The organism is uncultured Bradyrhizobium sp., from assembly GCF_936928535.1.
GTDB lineage: Bacteria > Pseudomonadota > Alphaproteobacteria > Rhizobiales > Xanthobacteraceae > Bradyrhizobium.
Genome location: NZ_CAKZHY010000022.1, coordinates 25,595 through 44,502, shown reverse-complemented (window position 1 = coordinate 44,502; position 18,908 = coordinate 25,595). Strand labels below are relative to the sequence as shown.

17 protein-coding genes are annotated in these 18,908 nt (G+C 64.6%); 10 read left to right on the top strand and 7 right to left on the bottom strand.

Annotation, left to right across the window (positions count from 1 at the left end; genetic code table 11):
- Window positions 1-71: 71 nt before the first annotated feature.
- Complete coding sequence (locus Q0687_RS02785) at window positions 72-1,568, bottom strand: FAD-binding oxidoreductase (RefSeq protein ID WP_298871953.1); 1,497 nt, start codon at window positions 1,566-1,568, stop codon at window positions 72-74.
- A gap of 105 nt (window positions 1,569-1,673) precedes the next feature.
- Between Q0687_RS02785 and Q0687_RS02780 the strand changes: the two genes are divergently transcribed.
- From Q0687_RS02780 to Q0687_RS02770, 3 genes are read left to right on the top strand one after another with little or no spacing between them, the layout of a single operon-like run.
- Window positions 1,674-2,210, top strand: coding sequence for a histidine phosphatase family protein (locus tag Q0687_RS02780; RefSeq protein WP_298871951.1), 537 nt, complete (start codon window positions 1,674-1,676; stop codon window positions 2,208-2,210).
- A 50-nt stretch (window positions 2,211-2,260) separates the two neighbouring features.
- Window positions 2,261-2,686 carry a universal stress protein gene (locus Q0687_RS02775; protein ID WP_298871949.1) on the top strand — a complete coding sequence of 142 codons (426 nt, stop codon included), beginning with the start codon at window positions 2,261-2,263 and terminating at the stop codon, window positions 2,684-2,686.
- Window positions 2,687-2,701: 15 nt separating this feature from the next.
- Window positions 2,702-3,163 (top strand): hypothetical protein, encoded by a 462-nt coding sequence (locus tag Q0687_RS02770; RefSeq protein ID WP_298871947.1) that lies wholly within the window; start codon window positions 2,702-2,704, stop codon window positions 3,161-3,163.
- Between the two features lie 100 nt (window positions 3,164-3,263).
- On the opposite strand, the gene Q0687_RS02765 is transcribed toward Q0687_RS02770, so the two are convergent.
- Window positions 3,264-3,500, bottom strand: a complete 237-nt coding sequence (locus Q0687_RS02765; RefSeq protein ID WP_298871945.1) for a DUF1127 domain-containing protein — start codon at window positions 3,498-3,500, stop codon at window positions 3,264-3,266.
- Window positions 3,501-3,685: 185 nt separating this feature from the next.
- Here Q0687_RS02765 and Q0687_RS02760 point away from each other — a divergent pair, with 185 nt between their 5' ends.
- Complete coding sequence (locus Q0687_RS02760) at window positions 3,686-5,029, top strand: PLP-dependent aminotransferase family protein (RefSeq protein WP_298871942.1); 1,344 nt, start codon at window positions 3,686-3,688, stop codon at window positions 5,027-5,029.
- A gap of 4 nt (window positions 5,030-5,033) precedes the next feature.
- Here Q0687_RS02760 and Q0687_RS02755 read toward each other — a convergent pair whose 3' ends face one another.
- Both Q0687_RS02755 and Q0687_RS02750 read right to left on the bottom strand, forming a co-directional pair.
- On the bottom strand, window positions 5,034-5,633 hold the full coding sequence (locus Q0687_RS02755; RefSeq protein WP_298871940.1) for a YdcF family protein: 600 nt from the start codon (window positions 5,631-5,633) through the stop codon (window positions 5,034-5,036).
- A gap of 65 nt (window positions 5,634-5,698) precedes the next feature.
- The gene (locus Q0687_RS02750; RefSeq protein WP_298871938.1) at window positions 5,699-6,286 is read right to left on the bottom strand and encodes a hypothetical protein; all 588 of its coding nucleotides are present in this window, start codon (window positions 6,284-6,286) and stop codon (window positions 5,699-5,701) included.
- A 61-nt stretch (window positions 6,287-6,347) separates the two neighbouring features.
- On the opposite strand from Q0687_RS02750, the gene Q0687_RS02745 reads away from it, so the two are divergent.
- Window positions 6,348-6,791 (top strand): hypothetical protein, encoded by a 444-nt coding sequence (locus tag Q0687_RS02745; RefSeq protein ID WP_298871935.1) that lies wholly within the window; start codon window positions 6,348-6,350, stop codon window positions 6,789-6,791.
- Here Q0687_RS02745 and Q0687_RS02740 read toward each other — a convergent pair.
- Both Q0687_RS02740 and Q0687_RS02735 read right to left on the bottom strand, forming a co-directional pair.
- Window positions 6,788-9,187, bottom strand: a complete 2,400-nt coding sequence (locus tag Q0687_RS02740; RefSeq protein ID WP_298871932.1) for an EAL domain-containing protein — start codon at window positions 9,185-9,187, stop codon at window positions 6,788-6,790. The genes Q0687_RS02745 and Q0687_RS02740 overlap by 4 nt on opposite strands.
- 105 nt (window positions 9,188-9,292) lie before the next feature.
- A complete protein-coding gene (locus tag Q0687_RS02735; RefSeq protein WP_298871929.1) occupies window positions 9,293-10,684 on the bottom strand; it encodes an MFS transporter in 1,392 nt (463 codons plus the stop codon).
- A 246-nt stretch (window positions 10,685-10,930) separates the two neighbouring features.
- Here Q0687_RS02735 and Q0687_RS02730 point away from each other — a divergent pair, with 246 nt between their 5' ends.
- Window positions 10,931-12,202: an MFS transporter gene (locus Q0687_RS02730; RefSeq protein ID WP_298871926.1), complete on the top strand. Its 1,272-nt coding sequence runs from the start codon at window positions 10,931-10,933 to the stop codon at window positions 12,200-12,202.
- Window positions 12,203-12,219: 17 nt separating this feature from the next.
- On the opposite strand, the gene Q0687_RS02725 is transcribed toward Q0687_RS02730, so the two are convergent.
- Window positions 12,220-12,726, bottom strand: a complete 507-nt coding sequence (locus Q0687_RS02725) for a ferritin-like domain-containing protein (protein WP_128950815.1) — start codon at window positions 12,724-12,726, stop codon at window positions 12,220-12,222.
- A 420-nt stretch (window positions 12,727-13,146) separates the two neighbouring features.
- On the opposite strand from Q0687_RS02725, the gene Q0687_RS02720 reads away from it, so the two are divergent.
- The 4 genes from Q0687_RS02720 to Q0687_RS02705 all read left to right on the top strand — a co-directional run bounded on the left by Q0687_RS02720 (window position 13,147) and on the right by Q0687_RS02705 (window position 18,896).
- Window positions 13,147-14,229, top strand: a complete 1,083-nt coding sequence (locus tag Q0687_RS02720) for a YbhN family protein (protein WP_298871917.1) — start codon at window positions 13,147-13,149, stop codon at window positions 14,227-14,229.
- Window positions 14,230-14,346: 117 nt separating this feature from the next.
- On the top strand, window positions 14,347-16,299 hold the full coding sequence (locus Q0687_RS02715; RefSeq protein ID WP_298871915.1) for a hypothetical protein: 1,953 nt from the start codon (window positions 14,347-14,349) through the stop codon (window positions 16,297-16,299).
- 226 nt (window positions 16,300-16,525) lie between these two features.
- Window positions 16,526-17,866 carry an MFS transporter gene (locus tag Q0687_RS02710; RefSeq protein WP_298871913.1) on the top strand — a complete coding sequence of 447 codons (1,341 nt, stop codon included), beginning with the start codon at window positions 16,526-16,528 and terminating at the stop codon, window positions 17,864-17,866.
- A gap of 124 nt (window positions 17,867-17,990) precedes the next feature.
- Window positions 17,991-18,896, top strand: coding sequence for a LysR substrate-binding domain-containing protein (locus tag Q0687_RS02705; protein WP_298871909.1), 906 nt, complete (start codon window positions 17,991-17,993; stop codon window positions 18,894-18,896).
- Window positions 18,897-18,908 lie beyond the last annotated feature (12 nt).

Here is an 18,908-nt window from a genome sequence, read left to right as displayed (position 1 = left end):
GGGAGCTCTACGCCCTGAGATACGGGCTTGATCGGCCAATGTTACACGTCCAGGCGGAATTTTTCGCGCCCTTATTGCGAGACGCCCTGCTCTTGGGGGTTCTCTTGGTGGTTCTCTTGGCGGTTCTCTTGGGAGACGGGTTCCACCTCCTCCGTTGCAGCCGGCTGCGGCTGCGGGGCCACCCGCGGCCGAACTCCTGAGGGCAGACGACGCGGACCGGTGCCGGCAGCCCGGTTGGCCTCGGCAAGGCGCGCCTCGCGTTCCCTGTCCTTCACGCGCGCCCGCTCGCGGTAGCGGGCAAGGGTCCCCGCGGCTGCGGAACTCGCCCTGCCCCACATCCCGACCAATTGGCCGGCGACCCGTCCCGTGGTGCCGCCCGCCCAGACCAGCTCGAATGGCGAGAACAGTTTCCAGCGCTCCTCGCCCCACAGAATGCTGCGTGCAATCAGTTGCCCGGCCATGGCCGACGTGTTCATGCCCTGGCGGCCGAACCCGCTTGCTACCCACAGACCTTTGCGCAGCTGGCCGATCTGCGGCATGCCGTGCACGGTCTGGCCGGTGGCGCCGCCGAATGTCTCCGATATCTCGACATTGCCGAGCTCAGGGAAGATCGAGCGGATGCGACGTTTGACGCTACCCGCGAAGCGCTGCGGTCGCGCGGCCCAGGTGGTCTCGGGGCTCTCCCACATCAGGCGGTCGCCATCGACGATGCGGAAATGGTCGACGCCGTCGGAATCCTTCACCGATCCCTTGAAGCCGATGATCTCGTGAACGCGCTCGCCGAGCGGCGTCGTGATGCCGGCATAGCGCCAGACCGGCAGCAGCGTCTCCGACAGGCGCCGCAGCGGCGCGCCGAGATGAATGTTGCCGGCAAGCACAATATGCGAGGCGCGCAGCCGCGCCGAGGGCGTGACGATGCGCTTGCGGATGCCGGAATGGTCGATGCTGACGACAGGCGTGTCCTCGAAGATGCGCGCACCGGCGCGCCGCGCCAGCGCCGCGAGGCCATGCACATATTTGCGACCGTCGACCTGGAAGGCTTTGGGGTAGTAGACGCCGTGGAAGTAACGATCGGTCTTGAGCACCGCGCGGACGCGGTCGACCTGCCAGCCCTCGACCTCGGTGTCGAAATCCTCGTTCAGCATCTGCAGCCGGCTGATCAGCCGGTCGCCGGCATCGACATTAGAGACCTCGAGCACACCGTCGCTGAGGCCGATATCAGGCATGTTCTCTTCGGCGGCGTTGGCCCGTACGAGCTCCGCGCCCTCCTTCGAGAGCGCCCACAATTCGCTGGCATCCTCGAAGCCGATGCGCTCGATCAGCTCGGTGAGCGGCAGCGCGAAGCCCGGCATCACGGTACCGAGCTGGTTGCCGGAGGCGTTCCAGCCGATGTGACGGCCCTCGAGCACCGCGACGCTGGCCCCCAGCCGCGCCGCCTCGAGTGCAATGGAAAGGCCGGCAAGCCCAGCCCCGATCACGCAAATATCGGCGTCGAGATCGAACGACAGCCGAGCGCGCTCGCGAAAGCCGGCTTCTTCCTGGGATACGCTTGTGAAAGTCTCGCTCATGTCGTTTTCTTAGAGCATGATCCGGAAAACTGTGCAGCGGTTTTGTCACTTGTCCTCAACCGGCGCCTGTAGATTACCCTGGACGTGGAACGATTCGAGAATGCCATGCGCCGTTTGATGTTGCTGCGTCACGCCAAGACCGAGACCGACGCGCCAAGCGGCCGCGACCAGGACCGCCGGCTCGACCATCGCGGCCAGCGGGATGCCGCCGAGATGGGCGACTGGATGGCCACCCATCCGCCGGTCCCCGAGATCGTGCTGGTGTCGCACGCCGTTCGCGCCAGGCAGACCTGGGACATCGCCTGGGAAGCAATGAAAGACCGCGTCGCCGCGCCGCAGGTTGAGATCCTGCCGGAACTCTATGGCGCGGACCCCGCGCAGATTCTCGAAACCGTTCGCACTGCAACCATTCCAGCCGATCCCAGGCAGCTCCTGTTGGTCGGGCACAATCCCGGCATGCACGAGGCGGCCCTGATGCTGACGGGCAGCGGCGATCCGGCCAGCGCCAAGGCACTCGCCGACAATCTGCCCACGGCGGGGCTTGCGGTCCTCGACTTTGATGTCAAGGATTGGGGGGACGTGGCCTACCGCCGCGGCAAACTGGTGGTGTTCATCAGCCCCAGGTTGCTTCGACTGGGATGATCTCGCGACGTACTCGGACAACGTGCTGACTGGAAGATTTGGAGGCGCAGATGTTCAAGTCCATTCTCGTGCCCATCGACCTCGCCGATACTGACCTGGCAAAGCCGGCGATCGCGACCGCGACAACGCTGTCGCAGAACTGGAGCGGATCGGTCCGGCTGCTCAACGTGCTGCCGATGACGCCGGTGATGCTGGCCGAATATGTCCCGGCCGACTTCGACGAACAGCAGCGCCAGACTTCTGAAGAGGCGCTCGCCATCGTCGCCCGCGAATCCGGCATCGACCCCGCCCACATCTCCAGCGTGGTGCGTCAGGGCGGCATCTATCACGAGATCCTCGAGGAAGCCGCGCAGATGAAGGCCGATTTGATTGTCATGACCTCGCACCGGCCGGCGATGCGCACGTATTTCCTGGGCTCGAACGCGGGACACGTGGTGCGTTATGCGAAATGTTCGGTGCTGGTGGTGAGGCACTGAAACAGGGGCAATGTCGTGAAGCAATTCTGGCGGAGATGGACCTACGAGGTCCCGCTCGCAATCGGCGATGCCCTGTGGGAAGCGCTGGTCGTGCAACTCGCGGCACTGCTGGACAGGCTGACGGTGCGGAAGGTCATCGCCTTCATCCCCGTCGTGATCCTCGTCCTCGCCTACTATCACAGCATCCCGATCCCGCCTGAGCTGATGCTGATCGGCGATTTCCTCGCCTATATCGACATCTTCTCGGTGCTGTTCCTGCTCGGTGTGCTCAGTCGCATCACGACGGTCATGTTCGTCGTCAAACAGGCGGCGGCGCGTATCGCCATGCTCGCGGGCAGCATAGTTGCGCATGTGCAGCGCATGAGCGTCCGGCATCGGCGCCAACACGGCGCTCCGACGCGGCCTCGGCGCAAGCCCGATCAATCCGAAGACGATCGAGCTTTGGGCGGCTCGTGGGGCCAAGTCGCATTGGCTTGATCACCATCTTCGTGCCCGGGCTTGACCCGCCTGCGGGGCCGAAGCCCCTTCGGCGGGGCGAAGGCCCGGGCATCCACGTCTTCAAGCGGAGACTATCGTCTCACAGATACCGCGTCAGCTCAGCCTTGAACTGCCCGTAGACGGCGTCTTCGATTTGGCTGCGGTTGATGCCGATGTCGCGCAGGGCGCGGTCGTCGAGCTCGTTCAGCGTCTTGACGGCGGAGCGGTGCTCCAGGCGATCGAACAGCGCGTAGGCGGCGTTGACGAGCGTGGCAAAAAATCCGCTCGACGAGGATGGGCGTAAACTCCGCCCTGAAGTTTGCGAGATCGTGGTCATTTTCTTCTCCGGCCTTTGGTCCTGCGCGGCGAAGCGGATGCCGTTGGCGCAAACGCTGGAAGCGCCTGCTCCTCATTTGCCATCGGATTGCTCTCGCTTTCCTCGGCTCAATCGCGGACCTTGATGGAACTTAAATGCTCCAGTACACTGCTCGGAGCAAGAAAAACATTGCTCTCGGTGCAATAATGTCCAAGTTCGAATACGTGAAGCTTGCGGATGCCATTGCCGCAGATATCGCCAAGGGCACGTTAAGAGCCGGCGACCGGTTACCGCCGCAGCGAAATTTTGCGTACGACCGCGGCATTGCAGTCTCGACTGCGAGCCGGGTTTATACGGAGTTGCTCCGCCGCGGGCTCGTCGTCGGCGAAGTCGGCCGCGGCACCTTCATCTCCGGCGACATCAGGCGCAAGGTCGATACCATCACCGAGCCGCGCGATGCGCGGATCGATTTCGAGGTCAATTATCCGTTATTGCCGCAGCAATGGGCGATGATCGCCAAGAGCCTCGCCGGGCTCGAGCGCGTCGATGCGCTGGAGGCCGTGCTGCGCTCATCGACCAGCACGGGCACCAAGAGTGCGCGCGTTGCTGCCGCCACCTATCTCGCGCGCAAGGATTTCGCGCCGCAGGCCGAGCAGATCGTGTTCACCGCCAACGGCAAGCAATCGCTCGCGGCCGCGCTCTCGGCGCTGGTGCCGACCGGTGGTCGCTGCGGCGTCGAGGCGCTCACCTATCCTTACGTCAAGAGCATCGCCGCGCGGCTCGGCATCACGCTGGTGCCGATCCCGATGGACGAATTCGGCGCGCGGCCCGACGCGATCCAGAAGGCGCATCGCGAAGCGCATCTGTCGGCGCTCTATCTGCAGCCCATCATCCAGAATCCGCTCGGCGTCACCATGAACGCGACGCGACGCGCCGACATCATCCGCGTCGCCGAGAAGCTCGATCTCACCATCATCGAGGACACCGTCTACGGTTTCCTTGCCGACGACACGCCGCTTGCAGCACTCGGGCCGGAGCGCTGCATCGTGCTCGACAGCCTCTCCAAGAAGGTTGCGCCGGGTCTGGCGCTCGGCATCCTCGTCTCGCCCGCTCACTTGCGGGAAAGCTTGATGAGCGCGGTGCGCACCGGCGGCTGGATCGCCTCGGGCCACGCTCTCGCATCCGGTCAGCGGTTGATGGACGACGGCACCGTCGCCGAACTGACGCGGCTGAAGCGCATCGACGCCGCGCGGCGCCAGCAGACCGCGGCGCGGTTGCTCGCCGGCTACCAGATCGCGGCCGATCCACGCTCCTATCATCTCTGGCTGACGCTGCCGCCGCATTGGCGCTCGCAGACCTTCGTCGCCGCAGCCGCCCGGCGTGGCATCGCGCTGACGCCGTCCTCGACCTTCGCGGTCGCGCATGGCCACGCCCCGAACGCGGTGCGGCTCGCGCTCGCGCCGCCCTCGTTCGAGCAGCTCGATTCCGGCCTGCGCACGATCGTCTCGCTGCTCGGCACCAAGGAGGAGGATTTCGATTCGACGGAGTAACCGTTTAGGGCTCCGGCCAGTCGGCGATAAAGCCCTTCGCCTTGTACGGCTCGATCTTGTCCCATTCGTGCAGGACACGACGGCGAAACTCGGCATCGGTGTGCCAAAGCGCGCGCGGCGTCGCAAAGCCGTCGACGGTGAGCAACAGCTTTGCGACCTCGGGCCAATGTCGGTGCAATGTCATCGGATAACGCCGCGCGGTCCAGGTGTTGCCGAGACAGATCACGCTGCGGATGTTGCGCAATCCCAGCGCCGCATCGATAACAGGCAGCGAGAAGATGACGTTCTCGCCAGTGTTCATTGCGCGGTGCTCCTCCAGGATCCGGTCAGCAGCGATGCCCGCCGCGACCATCGCCGTCTTGATGATCGTGCACTCGGATTGCTCCGAGCCTGGTGTGACACCGCCGCTGACAATCGCCCAGCGGTAAAAGCCCTCGCGCCAGAGCCGCGCGGCCGTGTCGACGCGCAGCGCAACGTCCTCACGGGTGCCGAACAGGAACAGCAAATCGGCCGGCCGGAGCGGCGTGTCAATCAGATGGGTGCGATTGATCCTGGCGATCTCATCCGTTGTCGGCAGGCGCGTGCTGCGATCCATTGATGTCATCGCGGCACGATGCGGGACGGACGCGCGGCTGCGAAGTCAATTTTGATTGCGGCCGATTGCAAGCACTATGGCAGCAAGCCAGCCGGCAGTTGGTCAAAACTGTACCGTCGCGGCTGGTTGCGCCGGACGAACCCGCCAACCTGCCAGACGAACAGCGCGGCAAAACCAAGGATGAACAGCACGCCGGCGAACTCGCCGATCAACAGGGCACGGATCAGCAGCCCGGCCATCGCCACGGCCAGCAGCGCCAGGAACGCCAGCACTGCGGCATAGGTCCTGGCGCCGAGGCCGGCGGTCAGCTCAGCCCGGCTGCCGGCCTTCGCCATCCGTGCGTGCAGCGCGACGATGAAGTCGCGGAAGCCATTGTCCTGCGGTGCCATCAGTGCGGCGGTCTGCCAACTCGTCGACAGGATCGCGATGCGCCCGCCCTTGACGTGGCTGACATCGGCGCGAAAGCGGTGCTGCTGCATCGAGACCGGGCGGAACGACAGCCTGATTGCACTGATCTCGTCATAGCGCCACAGGCCGGAGCGGCCGGCGATGTGCCACGACAATCCTTCGTCTGTCAGCTCGAAGCGATGCGCCGAGCCGATCAGCGACGCCTTGTAGGCATAGCTGATGACCGATCCGCCCTGCCCGTCCACAGCCTGCATTGACTCGATCCCGTCTGCGATATGCTTGCGCGATCGCCCTTCCCCACCCTACAAAAGACGCATGGCTGAGACGATCTATTTTCCGCGCCGCCTGATTCTCGGGGCCGCCGCGATCGCAGGCGTGCTGCTCGCGCTCGCGGTGCACATGCTGGGTACGCGCTACGGACTCGACCTCGGCGGCCTCTGGCGTTCCGACACGCACGAGTTCATGCCGACAGGCGCGGCCATCGCCTGGTGGCTGATTGCCTCAGTCGGATTCTCCGGCGGCTATTTCACGGCGACGCTAATGCAGAGCGCCGTCTCCGGCCAGATTCCGCAGAGGATGCGCCAGTTCCTGATCGTGGTCGGCGTGCTCCTGCTCGCGGGCGCCGGGCAAGCGGCCTCGGCGCCGAGCCCGATTCCGACCATTTCCGGCGTACTCGGAGGTCTCGCGGCGCTGTGTCTCGGCGCCGTCATGGCGTTTTGCGGCGCGCATTTCGCACTGCGCGGCGGCAAACCCAATTAAGCCGAAGCCCGCAGCCGCGGCCGGTCCAGCATCATCACAACCTCGCTGGCGGGCCGCGGCTGGCTGAACAGATAGCCCTGCGCCTGGGTGCACCCCTCACGCCTGAGCAACTCGAGCTGCGCGTCGTTCTCGACCCCTTCCGCCGTGGTGACGATGCCGAGGCTGCGGCCGAGGCCCGTGACGGCGCGGATGATCGCCACGGAATCCTCGCGCGTGGCAAGCTCCGACACGAAGGAGCGGTCGATCTTGATCTTGTCGAAGGGGAAGCTGCGCAGATAGCTCAGCGAGGAATAGCCGGTGCCGAAATCGTCGAGCGAGATCCGCACGCCCATGGCGCGCAGATCCTGCAGCGTGGTCAACGTCGCCTCGCTATTCTGCAGCAGCACGGATTCGGTGATCTCGAGCTCGAGGCGACGCGCCGCGAGCCCCGAAATCCTCAGCGCCTCCGTCACGGATGCAATCAGGTTCGGATTCTTGAACTGTACCGGCGACAGATTGACGGCGACGCCGATATCATCCGGCCAAGTCGCCGCATCCGCGCAGGCCCTTTGCAATACGAGCTCGCCGAGCTGGACGATGAGGCCGTTCTCCTCCGCGAGCGGAATGAAGTTGATGGGAGAGATCAGGCCGCGCTCCGGATGATTCCAGCGCAAGAGCGCCTCGAAGGCGACAACGCGATCGCTGGCGACGTCGCGGATCGGCTGATAATACGGCTGGAACTCGTCGCGCTGCAGCGCCGCGCGCATGTCCATTTCCAGCAGGCGGCGAGCCTGCGCGCGCGCATCCATGCCGGTTTCGAAGAAGCGATAGGTGCCGCGACCGTCGGCCTTGGCGCGGTACAGCGCCAGGTCGGCGTTCTTCAGCAGCTCGTCCGGATTGCTGTCATCCTGCGGCGACAACGAGATGCCGATCGAGACGCCGATCACGATCTGATGGTCCTCGATCTCGTAAGGCGCAGAGATCACCTCGACGATGCGTCCGGCGAGCGCACGCGCGGCAGCCTCTTCCGAGCGGCCGATCTGGACCACGGCGAACTCGTCGCCGCCGAGACGGGCCACGGTGTCGTGCTCGCCGACCGTCGCCTTCAGCCTTTCGCCGACTTGCTTGAGCAGCGCATCGCCGATGGGATGGCCGAGCGAATCGTTGATGTCCTTGAAGTGATCGAGATCGAGACAGAACACCGCGAGCTGGTCGTTCGCAGCCGCCCGGCGAAGTCCCTGCTCGAGCTGTTCGTGGAACAGCACGCGGTTTGGCAGATTGGTCAGCGCGTCATGACGCGCCATATGCGAGATCTTGGCCTGCGCCTCCAGCCATTCGGTGATGTCCTCGAAGGTGGCGACCCAGCCGCCGCCCTGCATCGGCTGGTTGACGACGCGAATCGAGCGGTCGAACCGGCGAACGACATCCGTCGTCGTACGTCCTTCCCTCGCATCCTCGACGAGGCGCGCGAAGAATTGTTCGGCATCGCCGTTCCACTGTCCCTTCGCCGCCTCCTCGCGGAGAATATCGAGCAGGACGCGGCCGGTCAGCTGCATGTCTGAGCGGCGGAGCATCGCAGCGTAACGTTCGTTGAACAGGATGATCTTGCCTTCGGCATCGAACATGCACAGTCCCTGCGACATGTTCTCGAGCGCGGTGTCGAGTACCATCTGCTGGCGCCCGATCTCGCCCTTGGCGCGACGGTCGAGTACGGCGGCCGCGAGCGCGATAGCGATGATGGCAACGGCTGCGCTGGCGGTGAGGATGGACAATGACGCCGGCGGGATCGAAAGACCGCTGATCGCAAGCGTCGGATCCGGCGTCAATTGCAGCGCGCCCATCGCAGTGAAGTGATGCGAGACGATGGCAACCGTCAGCAGGGTCGTTGCGGCAAGCGCTTTTGTCAGGCTGTCGCCTCGCCCAGCCGTGAACAGGGCGCAAGATCCGAACACGATGCCGAGCAAGATCGACACCGCCACCGTTCCGGCGCTCCAACCGATATGGGCAGGGATCTCGAACGCCATCATGCCGGTGTAATGCATTGCTGCCACGCCGCCGCCAACGACAGCGCCGCCAAGCGCGAGCAGCGCTCCGTGCCTCGTCGAAACCGAGATACTGAGACCGATGAAGGTGACCGCAATCGCAAAGATCAGCGATAGGATCGTCACGGGGATGTTGTAGGCGCCGCCGGCACCGGGCCCGTAGGCCTGCATCGCGATGAAATGGGTTGCCCAGATGCCGCAGCCGGCCACGATGGCATCGAGCGTAATCCATACGAGGCGAGCACCGCCATTCGCCGCACGCGCCCGATGGAAAAGACTGATCGCCGCCGCGCTTGCCAGCAGACACACGGCGCCGCCGAGTGCGACCAGACGCCAATCATGCTGGTCCGTAAGACAAAACAGAACTTGATACATTGCCGGCCCCTATTCCATCGGGCACTAGAGCTGGCGGAGATGGACAGCCGGTAACCGGCTATGCGCCGGTTGCCGGAATGGTGAACAGAGAATGTGTGCGGCCGCTCACATTTCTTGCGGCCGCGCGATGACCCCAAGGCCGATCACGCCCGCGGCCAGCAGCAGCACCGCCGCCGATATGATGAGCGATTGGTGAAGGCCAGTCATGAACGCACGATCGGACGCCACCAGCGAGCCGAATAGCGCGACACCGAGGACGCTGCCGGTTTGCCGTGTCGCGTTGAGGACACCCGCAGCGATTCCCGAACGCGCCTTCTCGACACTGCCGAGCAGGGTTGAGGTCAGCGGCGGTACCAGTAGACCAAGCCCGCTGCTGATCGCGATCATCTGCGCAAAGATCGCCCAATAGCTCGTCCCGGCCTCGATCCAGACCAGGCCGAGACAGCCGAACGCAGAGATACAGGCGCCGGCCACGATGGTCGGACATGGGCCGATGCGCTCGGAAAGGCGCGGCGCCAGCAGATTGACCGGCAGCACCGCTCCCATCATCGGCACGAAGGCGAGCCCGGTCCACCACGCCGACAGACCGTTGATCCGCTGGAAGTAAAGGCTCAGCACGAAGATCAGGCCATAGATTGCGACGTTGACGAGGAGGCCGACGATCGTGGTCAGGGTAAACAGCCGGTGACTGAACAGGGACAGCGGCAGCATCGGCTGCGCGGTGCGGCCCTCGCGCCAGACGAACAACGCCGCGAGGACGGCCGATGTCACGAACGCCGCGATCACCGCCGGATGGTCCCACCCAAGCGCGCCAGCTTCGATGATCGCGCCGGCGAGCGCGCCCAGCGCCCCGATCGCGGCGAGCTGACCGGGTAGATCGATCTCGCGTGAGCGCGCCCGCGTGGTCTCTGTTGCATAGCGCCAGCTCAGCCACAGGCCTGCGAGGCCGATCGGCAGATTGACGAGGAAGATCGCGCGCCAGCCGACCACCGTGATCAGTGCACCGCCCACGAAGGGACCGGCCGTCAGCGCCAGACTCGCACCTGCCGCCCAGACCGCAACGGCACGGCCACGCGCACGATCGTCCGGATAGGCATGATTGAGCAGCGCCAGCGAATTCGGCACCAGGATCGCCGCCGCCAGTCCCTGCACCAGGCGCGCGCCGATCAGCGTGATCGCATTGGGAGACAGCGCACAGGCCAGCGAGGCCGCAGTGAAGATCGCGAACCCCGCCATGAAGATGCGCTTGGCGCCGATGCGATCGCCGAGTGCGCCTGATGTCAGGATGAAGGCTGCGAAGGCGATGGTATAGGCGCTGACCACCCATTGCAGCTCCGCGACACCGCCGCCGAGCGACTTGCCCATGGCGTCGAGCGCCGTGTTGACGATGGTGACGTCGAGCTGCACCACGCCATAGCCGAGACTCATCGCGGCCAGCGTCGGCGCAGACGCAGCTTGCGCGCTGCGCGTGTTCCGCGCTTTCGGAAGGGAACGCATCTGAAGAAATCCTGCGGGCATTGGTTCACCTCATGTTTGCAGGTGAACGCCACCGTTAGGCCTTCGTTGCGTTGCGACGCTTCGGTCTGGATCGAAGCGTCATCGCACAAATCAACCGTATGATGTGACTGTTATCAGCGCGCCCCACCCGCTCTGTTCGGCATGCAAGCCTTACTTGCGCGCAGGCATGGGAACAGCGTCGGTTCACTTCGGGTTCACTCATCTTCTCGTCAAGGTAGCAGAGTCATGGCAAGAGTTGGCAACACCTCGGTTCCCTCCATCGCGAAGTCGGAGTTCGGCAAGACCGCAACCATCATTGCTGTGGGCTGCCTGATCGGCGCGCTGTTCGCCGGCAGCACGGTCGCAACCCCGCTCTACGTCATCTACAAGCAACAGCTGGGCTTCTCGCAGATCACGTTGACTCTGATCTATGCCGTCTACGTCGTCGGAAACCTGACCGCCCTCATGATCTTCGGCCGGATGTCCGATCAGGTTGGACGACGGCGCACCGCCATCATTGCCATCGGCATCGCGATCGTCGGCGCATTCGTTTTCCTGTTCGCACACGGAATAGCCTCGCTCTACGTCGCGCGCGTGCTGAGCGGTCTTGCGATCGGGATCGGCGCCGGAACCGGCACCGCCTGGCTGGCGGAGCTGATTGCCGAACAGAACCGCTCCCGCGCCACTGTGATCGCAACGATCGCAAACTTCATCGGTCTTGGCCTCGGCGCGCTGATCGCCGGTCTGCTTGCCGAATATGTCGCGTTTCCGCTACGGACGCCGTTCGTTGTTTATCTTGTGGTGCTGCTCATGGTCGCGGCCGCGCTCGCCTTCGCGCGCGAGACAATCGATCGTCCCTTGGCTGCCTTCGCGCAACTGTCTGTGCGGCCGCGCGCCGGCGTTCCGTCCTCGATCCGGTCGCGCTTCGTGGCACCTGCGGTTACGGGCTTCGCAGGCATGGCCCTCGTCGCTTTTTTCGCCGCGCTTGCGCCGAGCGTGCTTGCCGGCGAGCTGCACGTCACCAGCCACGCGATCGCCGGCGCGATCTTCCTCGAGCTCGCGGCGGCCGTTGCGCTCGTTATTGCCTTGACGCGTTCGCTATCGAGCCGCGCCGCCATGCTCTGGTCACTCGGCCTGATGTTGCCGAGCCTTGCCCTGCTCGTAACAGCACAATTCGTTGGATCGCTCGGCGTCATGATCGCTGCGACCGCCATCTGCGGGGTTGCGGCGGGCCTCGGCTATCGCGGCAGCCTTCAGGTGGTGAACCAGATCGCACCGGATGATCGTCGCGCCGAAGTTGTCTCGGCCTATTTCATCTGCTGCTTCCTCGGCAACGCGCTTCCGGTGATCGGAATTGGCGTCCTGTCGACCCTGACCAGCTCAACCGTGGCGAGCCTAGTCTTCGCGGCGACCATTGCGGTCTTCGCGGTGGTCGCCCTTTTGTTCGGCCTGAAATACCGGGCGAGCCAGATGGGCCGAAATAAAGAGACGCCGCGCGGGATGCACGGCGTCTCCTGACAGCAAGTATCTTGCTCTTAGCTCGCCGCCCGCAAGTTCACCTTGCTCTCGGCCAGCGTCGTCAGCTTCTTGTCGGTTGCCTTCTCTTCCTCGAGCGTCTTGGCAAGGACGGCGGCGCAGTCGCTGCGGCCCAGCTGCTTGGCCCAGGCGATCAGACTGCCATAGCGGACGATCTCGTAATGTTCGGCAGCTTGCGCCGCATTGATCAGGGCGGCGTCGAGCACCGCCTTGTCCGCGACCTCGCCCGCGGTTTCGTCGGCCTCTTCGATGATGCCGTCGATGGCCGGGCAATCGACTGCCTTCACCGCGACGCCGTGCATCTTGAACACTTCCTCAAGCCGCGTGACGTGCTGCCTGGTTTCCTCAAGGTGCGTCAAAAAGCCCTGCTTCAGCTGCGGATCGGTGGCCTTATCCGCCATTTTCGGCAACGCCTTGGTGAGCTGCTGCTCGGCGTAATAGATGTCCTGCAGCTGATGCACAAACAGGTCGTTCATGGTCTTGATGTCTTTGGTGAACAGTCCCATCGTTCCAACCTCGAAAAGTTTCGGGAACACGACGGCACCGGCTTTGACAAAAAGCCGCTGGTTTCGCCGTGTTCGATTGCTGATCAAGCGCTAACCGGTGCGCGGAGCCGTCGTTCCAAAAAAGTCTCGTGTCGTTTGCGCCGGAACAATGCTTGCGAGCGCAGGATTTGGGACCATTTGCAAATACAGGTCGAAGCCTGGCCCTCGACTCATATGCTTAACGCGCCAGCCATGTGAACCACGTATGACAAAACGGCCGGTCCGGCGCAGAACCTGTCGTTGTCAAGGGCTGCACAAGTCGGTGTTTTTGCCTTAAATGAGCTACATCATGCCTAGCGATCGACGCCCATTTCGGGCAGTGATCGTAGCCGACTGGCCAATGTCTGGCCCGGTCGGTCTTGCCCCCAGCCGGGAGGATGAATGCACGGACTGCTGCCCGCGCTAAAGCGCGGCTTCAAGAGATGGATCGGCTGGCGACGGCTTGGGATTGCCGCGAGCGTGATGATCATCGCATTCGCGGTGACCACGCTGGTGCGGACCCTGAAGGGCATCGATACCGGCGTCATCCTGACCGCATTGTCGGATATTCCGCGCGGGCATATCGGCCTGGCAGCGATGTGCGTGTTCTTCGCGTTCTGTACGCTGACCTTCTACGACTTTTTTGCATTGCGAACGATCGGCAAGAAGCACGTGCCCTATCGCATCGCAGCACTCTCGAGCTTCACGTCCTATTCGATCGGCCACAACATCGGCGCCACGGTGTTCACGGGCGGCGCGATCCGCTTCCGGATCTACTCGGACTATGGGCTGAACGCGATCGATGTCGCCAAGATCTGTTTCCTCTCCGGCCTGACCTTCTGGCTCGGTAACATCTTCGTGCTGTCGATCGGCATGGCCATCCACCCGGATGCGGCGTCCTACATGGATCAGCTGCCGTCGTCGATCAACCGGCTGATCGCGTTCGGCGGCCTCGCCTCGATCGCCGCCTACCTGGTCTGGCTCTGCATGGGCGAGAAGCGCCGCGAGCTCGGCCAGAAGGGCTGGAAGGTGGTGCTGCCGTCGGCGCCGCTGACGCTGGTGCAGATCCTGATCGGCGTGGTCGACCTCGGCTTCTGTGCCTTCGCGATGTATCTGCTGATTCCGGCCGATCCGCCGATCGACTTCCTGTCGCTGGCGGTGGTGTTCATCCTGGCGACGCTGCTGGGTTTCGCCAGCCACGCCCCCGGCTCGATCGGCGTGTTCGACGCGGCCATGCTGGTGGCGCTGCCCGAATTTGGCCGCGAGCAACTGCTCGCGACCCTCCTGGTCTTCCGCATCCTCTATTTCGTCATCCCGTTTGGTCTCGCCATTTCCATTATGGGCACCCGAGAACTCTGGATGAACGTGGTGCGGCCCTGGCAGGAACGGCGACGGCTCGCGGAAGCTTGCGCTCAGGCCAACCTGCCCAGGGAGGTGACGCCGATGGAGCGCGAACGGTTGGTACGCCAGGCCAGCAAACGCTAAAATCGGCAAATCGCCGCGCCGGAGGCCCGCGAAAGCGGCACGGCAGACACACGGTTGCAGGCCGGAGAGCTATGCTCTCTTATTTCCGCCTCAACTTTGCCGTTGAAGACGCGGGCCATGATCTCAGTTTCCCTTCGCCGTTTCCTTGCGGGCACCCTGCTTTTGGCCGGGCTCCTCTCCGTTATGCCGCTTCAGCGCGTCCTCGCGCAGGATGCCGGCGGCATGCAGATCAATTGGGAGGTCCGCAACCGCTTCCGCCTGTTCCGCGAGGAGCGCGACTTCCTGCTGCATGTCGAGAGTGCCCGTAACCGCAGCGTCCTCGCCGCCGAACAGTCGCTGGAGCTCCAAAGCGAAGGCCGCGGATGGGCCCGCAACATGGTCAACCGGCTCTGCATCGACCTGCAGGGCCGGGTCAATCAGCCCTGCACGCGCGACAACGTCAAAGAGAACTACCTCACCCCGGTCGACCACCCCATCACCGTGCGCCTGACCGGCGCGGTGCCGGTCGGCGCCACCTGCGCCTGGTCGTTCGATGACGGTGATGGACCGCAAGCCTCCACCTTCGACTGCGCCGAACCGGTCAATCTGCGGGTGCGCTACGGCAAGCAGACGGTCGCAACCGTGGACGTGTCTTCCGGCTCCGATCCGAGCCAGCGTCTTCAGACCGAGATCCAGGTCCGTGACATCTTCATCGCCGGCCTTGGCGACAGCATCGCCTCCGGCGAGGGCAATCCGGACCGGGCGCTGGCGCTGTCGGACGAGGGCTTCTGCTTCCGCTCCTATCTCGGCACGGGCGGCGGACAATATTACCGGCCGAGCCGCGCCGGCTTCAAGGGCGGCCGCGCCTGCGAGGCGCCGGATACACTCGCCAACTGGCAACGCTACGGCGCGCTCTGGTTCAACTCGCCGTGCCACCGCTCGCTCTACAGCTATCAGGCCCGCACCGCGCTCGCCCTCGCGGTGCGCTACACCCATATCGCCGTCACCTATCTGCCGCTTGCCTGCACCGGCGCCAGCATCAGCGACGGGCTGCTCGGCTCCCAGCGCGCCCGCGAGTGCCCGCCCGGCAAGTCCGGCGTCTGCAACACCAGCGTGAATGCGCAGGTCGCCGAATTGCGCGAGGCGCTCACCGCGGCGAAGAAGCGTCAACCCGATCGCAATCTCGATCTCGTGCTGCTCTCGATCGGCGCCAACGACGTCTACTTCTCCGGCCTTGTCGCCGACGTCATCGTCGACACGGCGACCGAACGCGCACTGTTCCGCCGCTCCGGCGTGATGGCGAGCGTCGACGATTCCCGTGATGCGCTCCAGCGCGAGCTGCCGCAGAATTTCGTCAAGCTGCGCGAGGCGCTGAAGCCGCTGGTCGGCGGCGACCTCTCGCACGTGGTCTATGTCTCCTACGCCAATCCGGCACTCGCCGACGGCGGCGTGCCCTGTCGCGGCGGCCGCGGCGGGTTCGACATCCATCCCGCTTTCAGCGCCGATCCGCAGCGCCTCGCCCGCGTCTCGACCTTCGTCGACACCGAGTTTCTGCCGCAGTTGAAGGGGCTGGCCACCTGCACGCAGGGTGCGCTGTGCCGCGATCCCGAGGCCGACCGCATGACCTTCGTCGATAGCCACCAGGCCGCTTTCGCCGATCACGGCTTCTGCGCTCATGCCGGAAGCGATCCCGAATTCGACCGTACCTGCTTTGCCGAGAACGGGCAGAGCTTCAATCCCGATATCGTCAGCGCGGCGAGCCAGCCGATGCTGTGCGGCCGCGGCGCCTCGGAGTACCGCGCCTACCTGCCGCGCGCGCGCTGGATCCGCGACGCCAATGACAGCTATTTCGCGGCGATGACCTATCCTCAAGGGTTGCCGGCGGCGAGCCAGCCAAACGACATCCACGACGCGACCTGGGGCGTGCTCTCGGCGGTCTATGGCGGCGCCGTACATCCGAGCGCCGAAGGGCACGCCGCGATGGCGGATGCGACCCTCCCCGCTGCCAGCGCAGTGCTGGGGCTGGATGCCGTGCCGCCGAGCGTTACCCCCGGCCTCCTGGCTCCGCTGCTGCCGGGCGCACAGCAGTAACGGCAGAACGAGCTCTCGCCTCCCCCTCATTGCGAGCGCAGCGAAGCAATCCAGAGTTCCTGCGCGGAGAAATTCTGGATCGCTTCGCTGCGCTCGCAATGACGGGGCCCGTTCCATCAATTCAAAATCGGCATCAATCGATACCCCCTTCAAGTTGGACACTTTCCCGCGCGCGCCTCTAGGAGTCGCAGCGAGGAAACAATTCGAGTTTCTAAGGAGGCGCCTGATGAGCGCAGTGCTGTCCGCAACGGACGTGAAGAGATCTCGCGTCAGGCTGTTTATCGTGACCATGCTGTTCCTGGTCACCACGGTGAATTACGCCGACCGCGCCACGCTGTCGATCGCAGGCCCCGCCCTCTCCAAGGAACTCCATCTCGATCCGGTCGCCATGGGCTGGATCTTCTCGGCTTTCGGCTGGTCCTACGTGGTAGCCCAAGTGCCGGGCGGCTGGCTGCTCGACCGTTACGGCTCGCGCCTCGTCTATGCCTTCAGCATCATGGTGTGGTCCCTGTTCACGGTCCTGCAGGGCTGGGTCGGTTTCCTTAGCGGCGGCGTTGCCGTCTCCGTGCTGTTCGCGCTTCGCCTCCTGGTCGGCGTCGCCGAAGCACCGTCCTTCCCCGCCAACGCCCGCATCGTTGCGGCCTGGTTTCCCGGCAATGAGCGCGGCACCGCATCTGCCTTCTTCAATTCGGGGCAATATTTCGCCACCGTGCTCTTCGCGCCGCTGATGGGCTGGATCGCCCATGACTACGGCTGGCGCTACGTGTTCTTCGTCATGGGCGGGCTCGGCATCACCATGGGCCTCGTCTGGGTGAAGACCGTCTACGGGCCGAAGGAGCACCCTTCGATCAACGAGGTCGAGTTCGACTACATCAAGGACGGCGGCGCGCTGGTCGATCTCGATGCGCCCCAAGCGAAGCGCGCGCCCGAGGCCGGCTCCGGGTGGGATCACATCCGCCAGCTGCTTTCCAACCGTATGATGCTCGGCGTCTATCTCGGCCAGTACTGCATCAACACGCTGACCTATTTCTTCCTGACCTGGTTTCCGGTCTATCTCGTCAAGGAGCGCGGCCTCTCGATCCTGCAGGCCGGCTTCGTCGCGACGCTGCCCGCCTTGTGCGGCTTCATCGGCGGCGTGCTTGGCGGCATCATCTCGGACGCCATCCTGCGCAGGACCGGCTCGCTGACCATGGCTCGCAAGATCCCGATCGTCGGCGGCATGCTGCTGTCGATGTCGATCATCGCCTGCAACTATGTCGATGGCCAGGCGCTGGTGGTCGGCTTCATGGCGCTCGCCTTCTTCGGCAAGGGCATCGGCGCGCTCGGCTGGGCCGTCGTCTCCGACACCTCGCCGAAGGAAGCCGGCGGCGTCTCCGGCGGCCTGTTCAACACGTTCGGCAATCTCTCCTCGATCACCACCCCGATCGTGATCGGCTACATCCTCGCGGCCACCGGCTCGTTCAATGGCGCGCTGGTGTTCGTGGGCCTCAACGCGCTGGTGGCGGCGTTCGCCTATCTCGTCATCGTCGGCAAGATTGAGCGGGTGGTGCTCAAACGTTCCTCCTGAGGGCTCCCATGGGAGCTTGACCAGGCAACTCAACGGCGGCCCTCAAAAGCCGCCGTCTTTGTTTTGGAGGTGATCGATGCTAGAAGTGCCGGAGAAACGCCTTATCCATCTAAGGCATGTATCGATGTTCGACCTCAACCAGCTCCGCTGTTTCGTCACGGTGGCGGAGGAACTGCATTTCGGCCGCGCCGCCGTGCGGCTGAACATGACCCAGCCGCCGCTGTCCCGGCAGATCCAGGTGCTGGAGCACATCATCGATGCGCCGCTGTTGGAGCGCACCAGCCGGTCGGTGCGCCTGACACCGGCGGGCCGCAGCTTCCTGCCCGAGGCGCGCCGCATCCTGAAGCTTGCGGAAAGCGCCTCGCAGGTGGCTCGCCGCATCGCGCTCGGCAAGACCGGCTCGGTCAAGATCGGCTTCACCGCCGCCGCCGCCTACGGCTTCCTGCCTGAGCTGGTCGCGGCCTGCCGTGCCAAGCTTCCGGAGGTCGACTTCTCGCTGAAGGAGATGGTCTCCGGCGACCAGTTCGAGGCCCTGACCTCGGGCCAGATCGATGCCGGCCTGCTGCGGCCGCCGATCGCGCGGCCGGAGCTTGCCAGCCGCCGCGTCGTCGCCGAGCCCCTGCTCGCCGCGATCCCGAAGAAGCATCCGCTCGCCAATGCCGAGAACATCACCATCAAGGATTTCGACGACCAGCCCTTCGTGATGTATTCGCCCTATGAGAGCCGCTACTTCCACGATCTCCTGGTGGCCCTGTTCACCCGCGCCGACATCCTGCCGCGCTATGTCCAGCACTTGAGTCAGATCCACTCGATCCTCGCCATGGTCCGCGCCGGCCTTGGCCTTGCCATCGTGCCCGCCGCAGCCGCCGGCTTGAAGATCTCCGACGTCCGGCTGCGGCCGCTGAAGCTGCGCAACCGCGTCCCGGTCGAGCTCTTCATGGTCTGGCGCCGCGACGACGAGAATCCGCTGCTGTCGGCGCTGGTCAAAATCGCCAGTGAATTGTCCTCCGCGGAGGTCGTCGAAGATTGATGCTCAATCCGC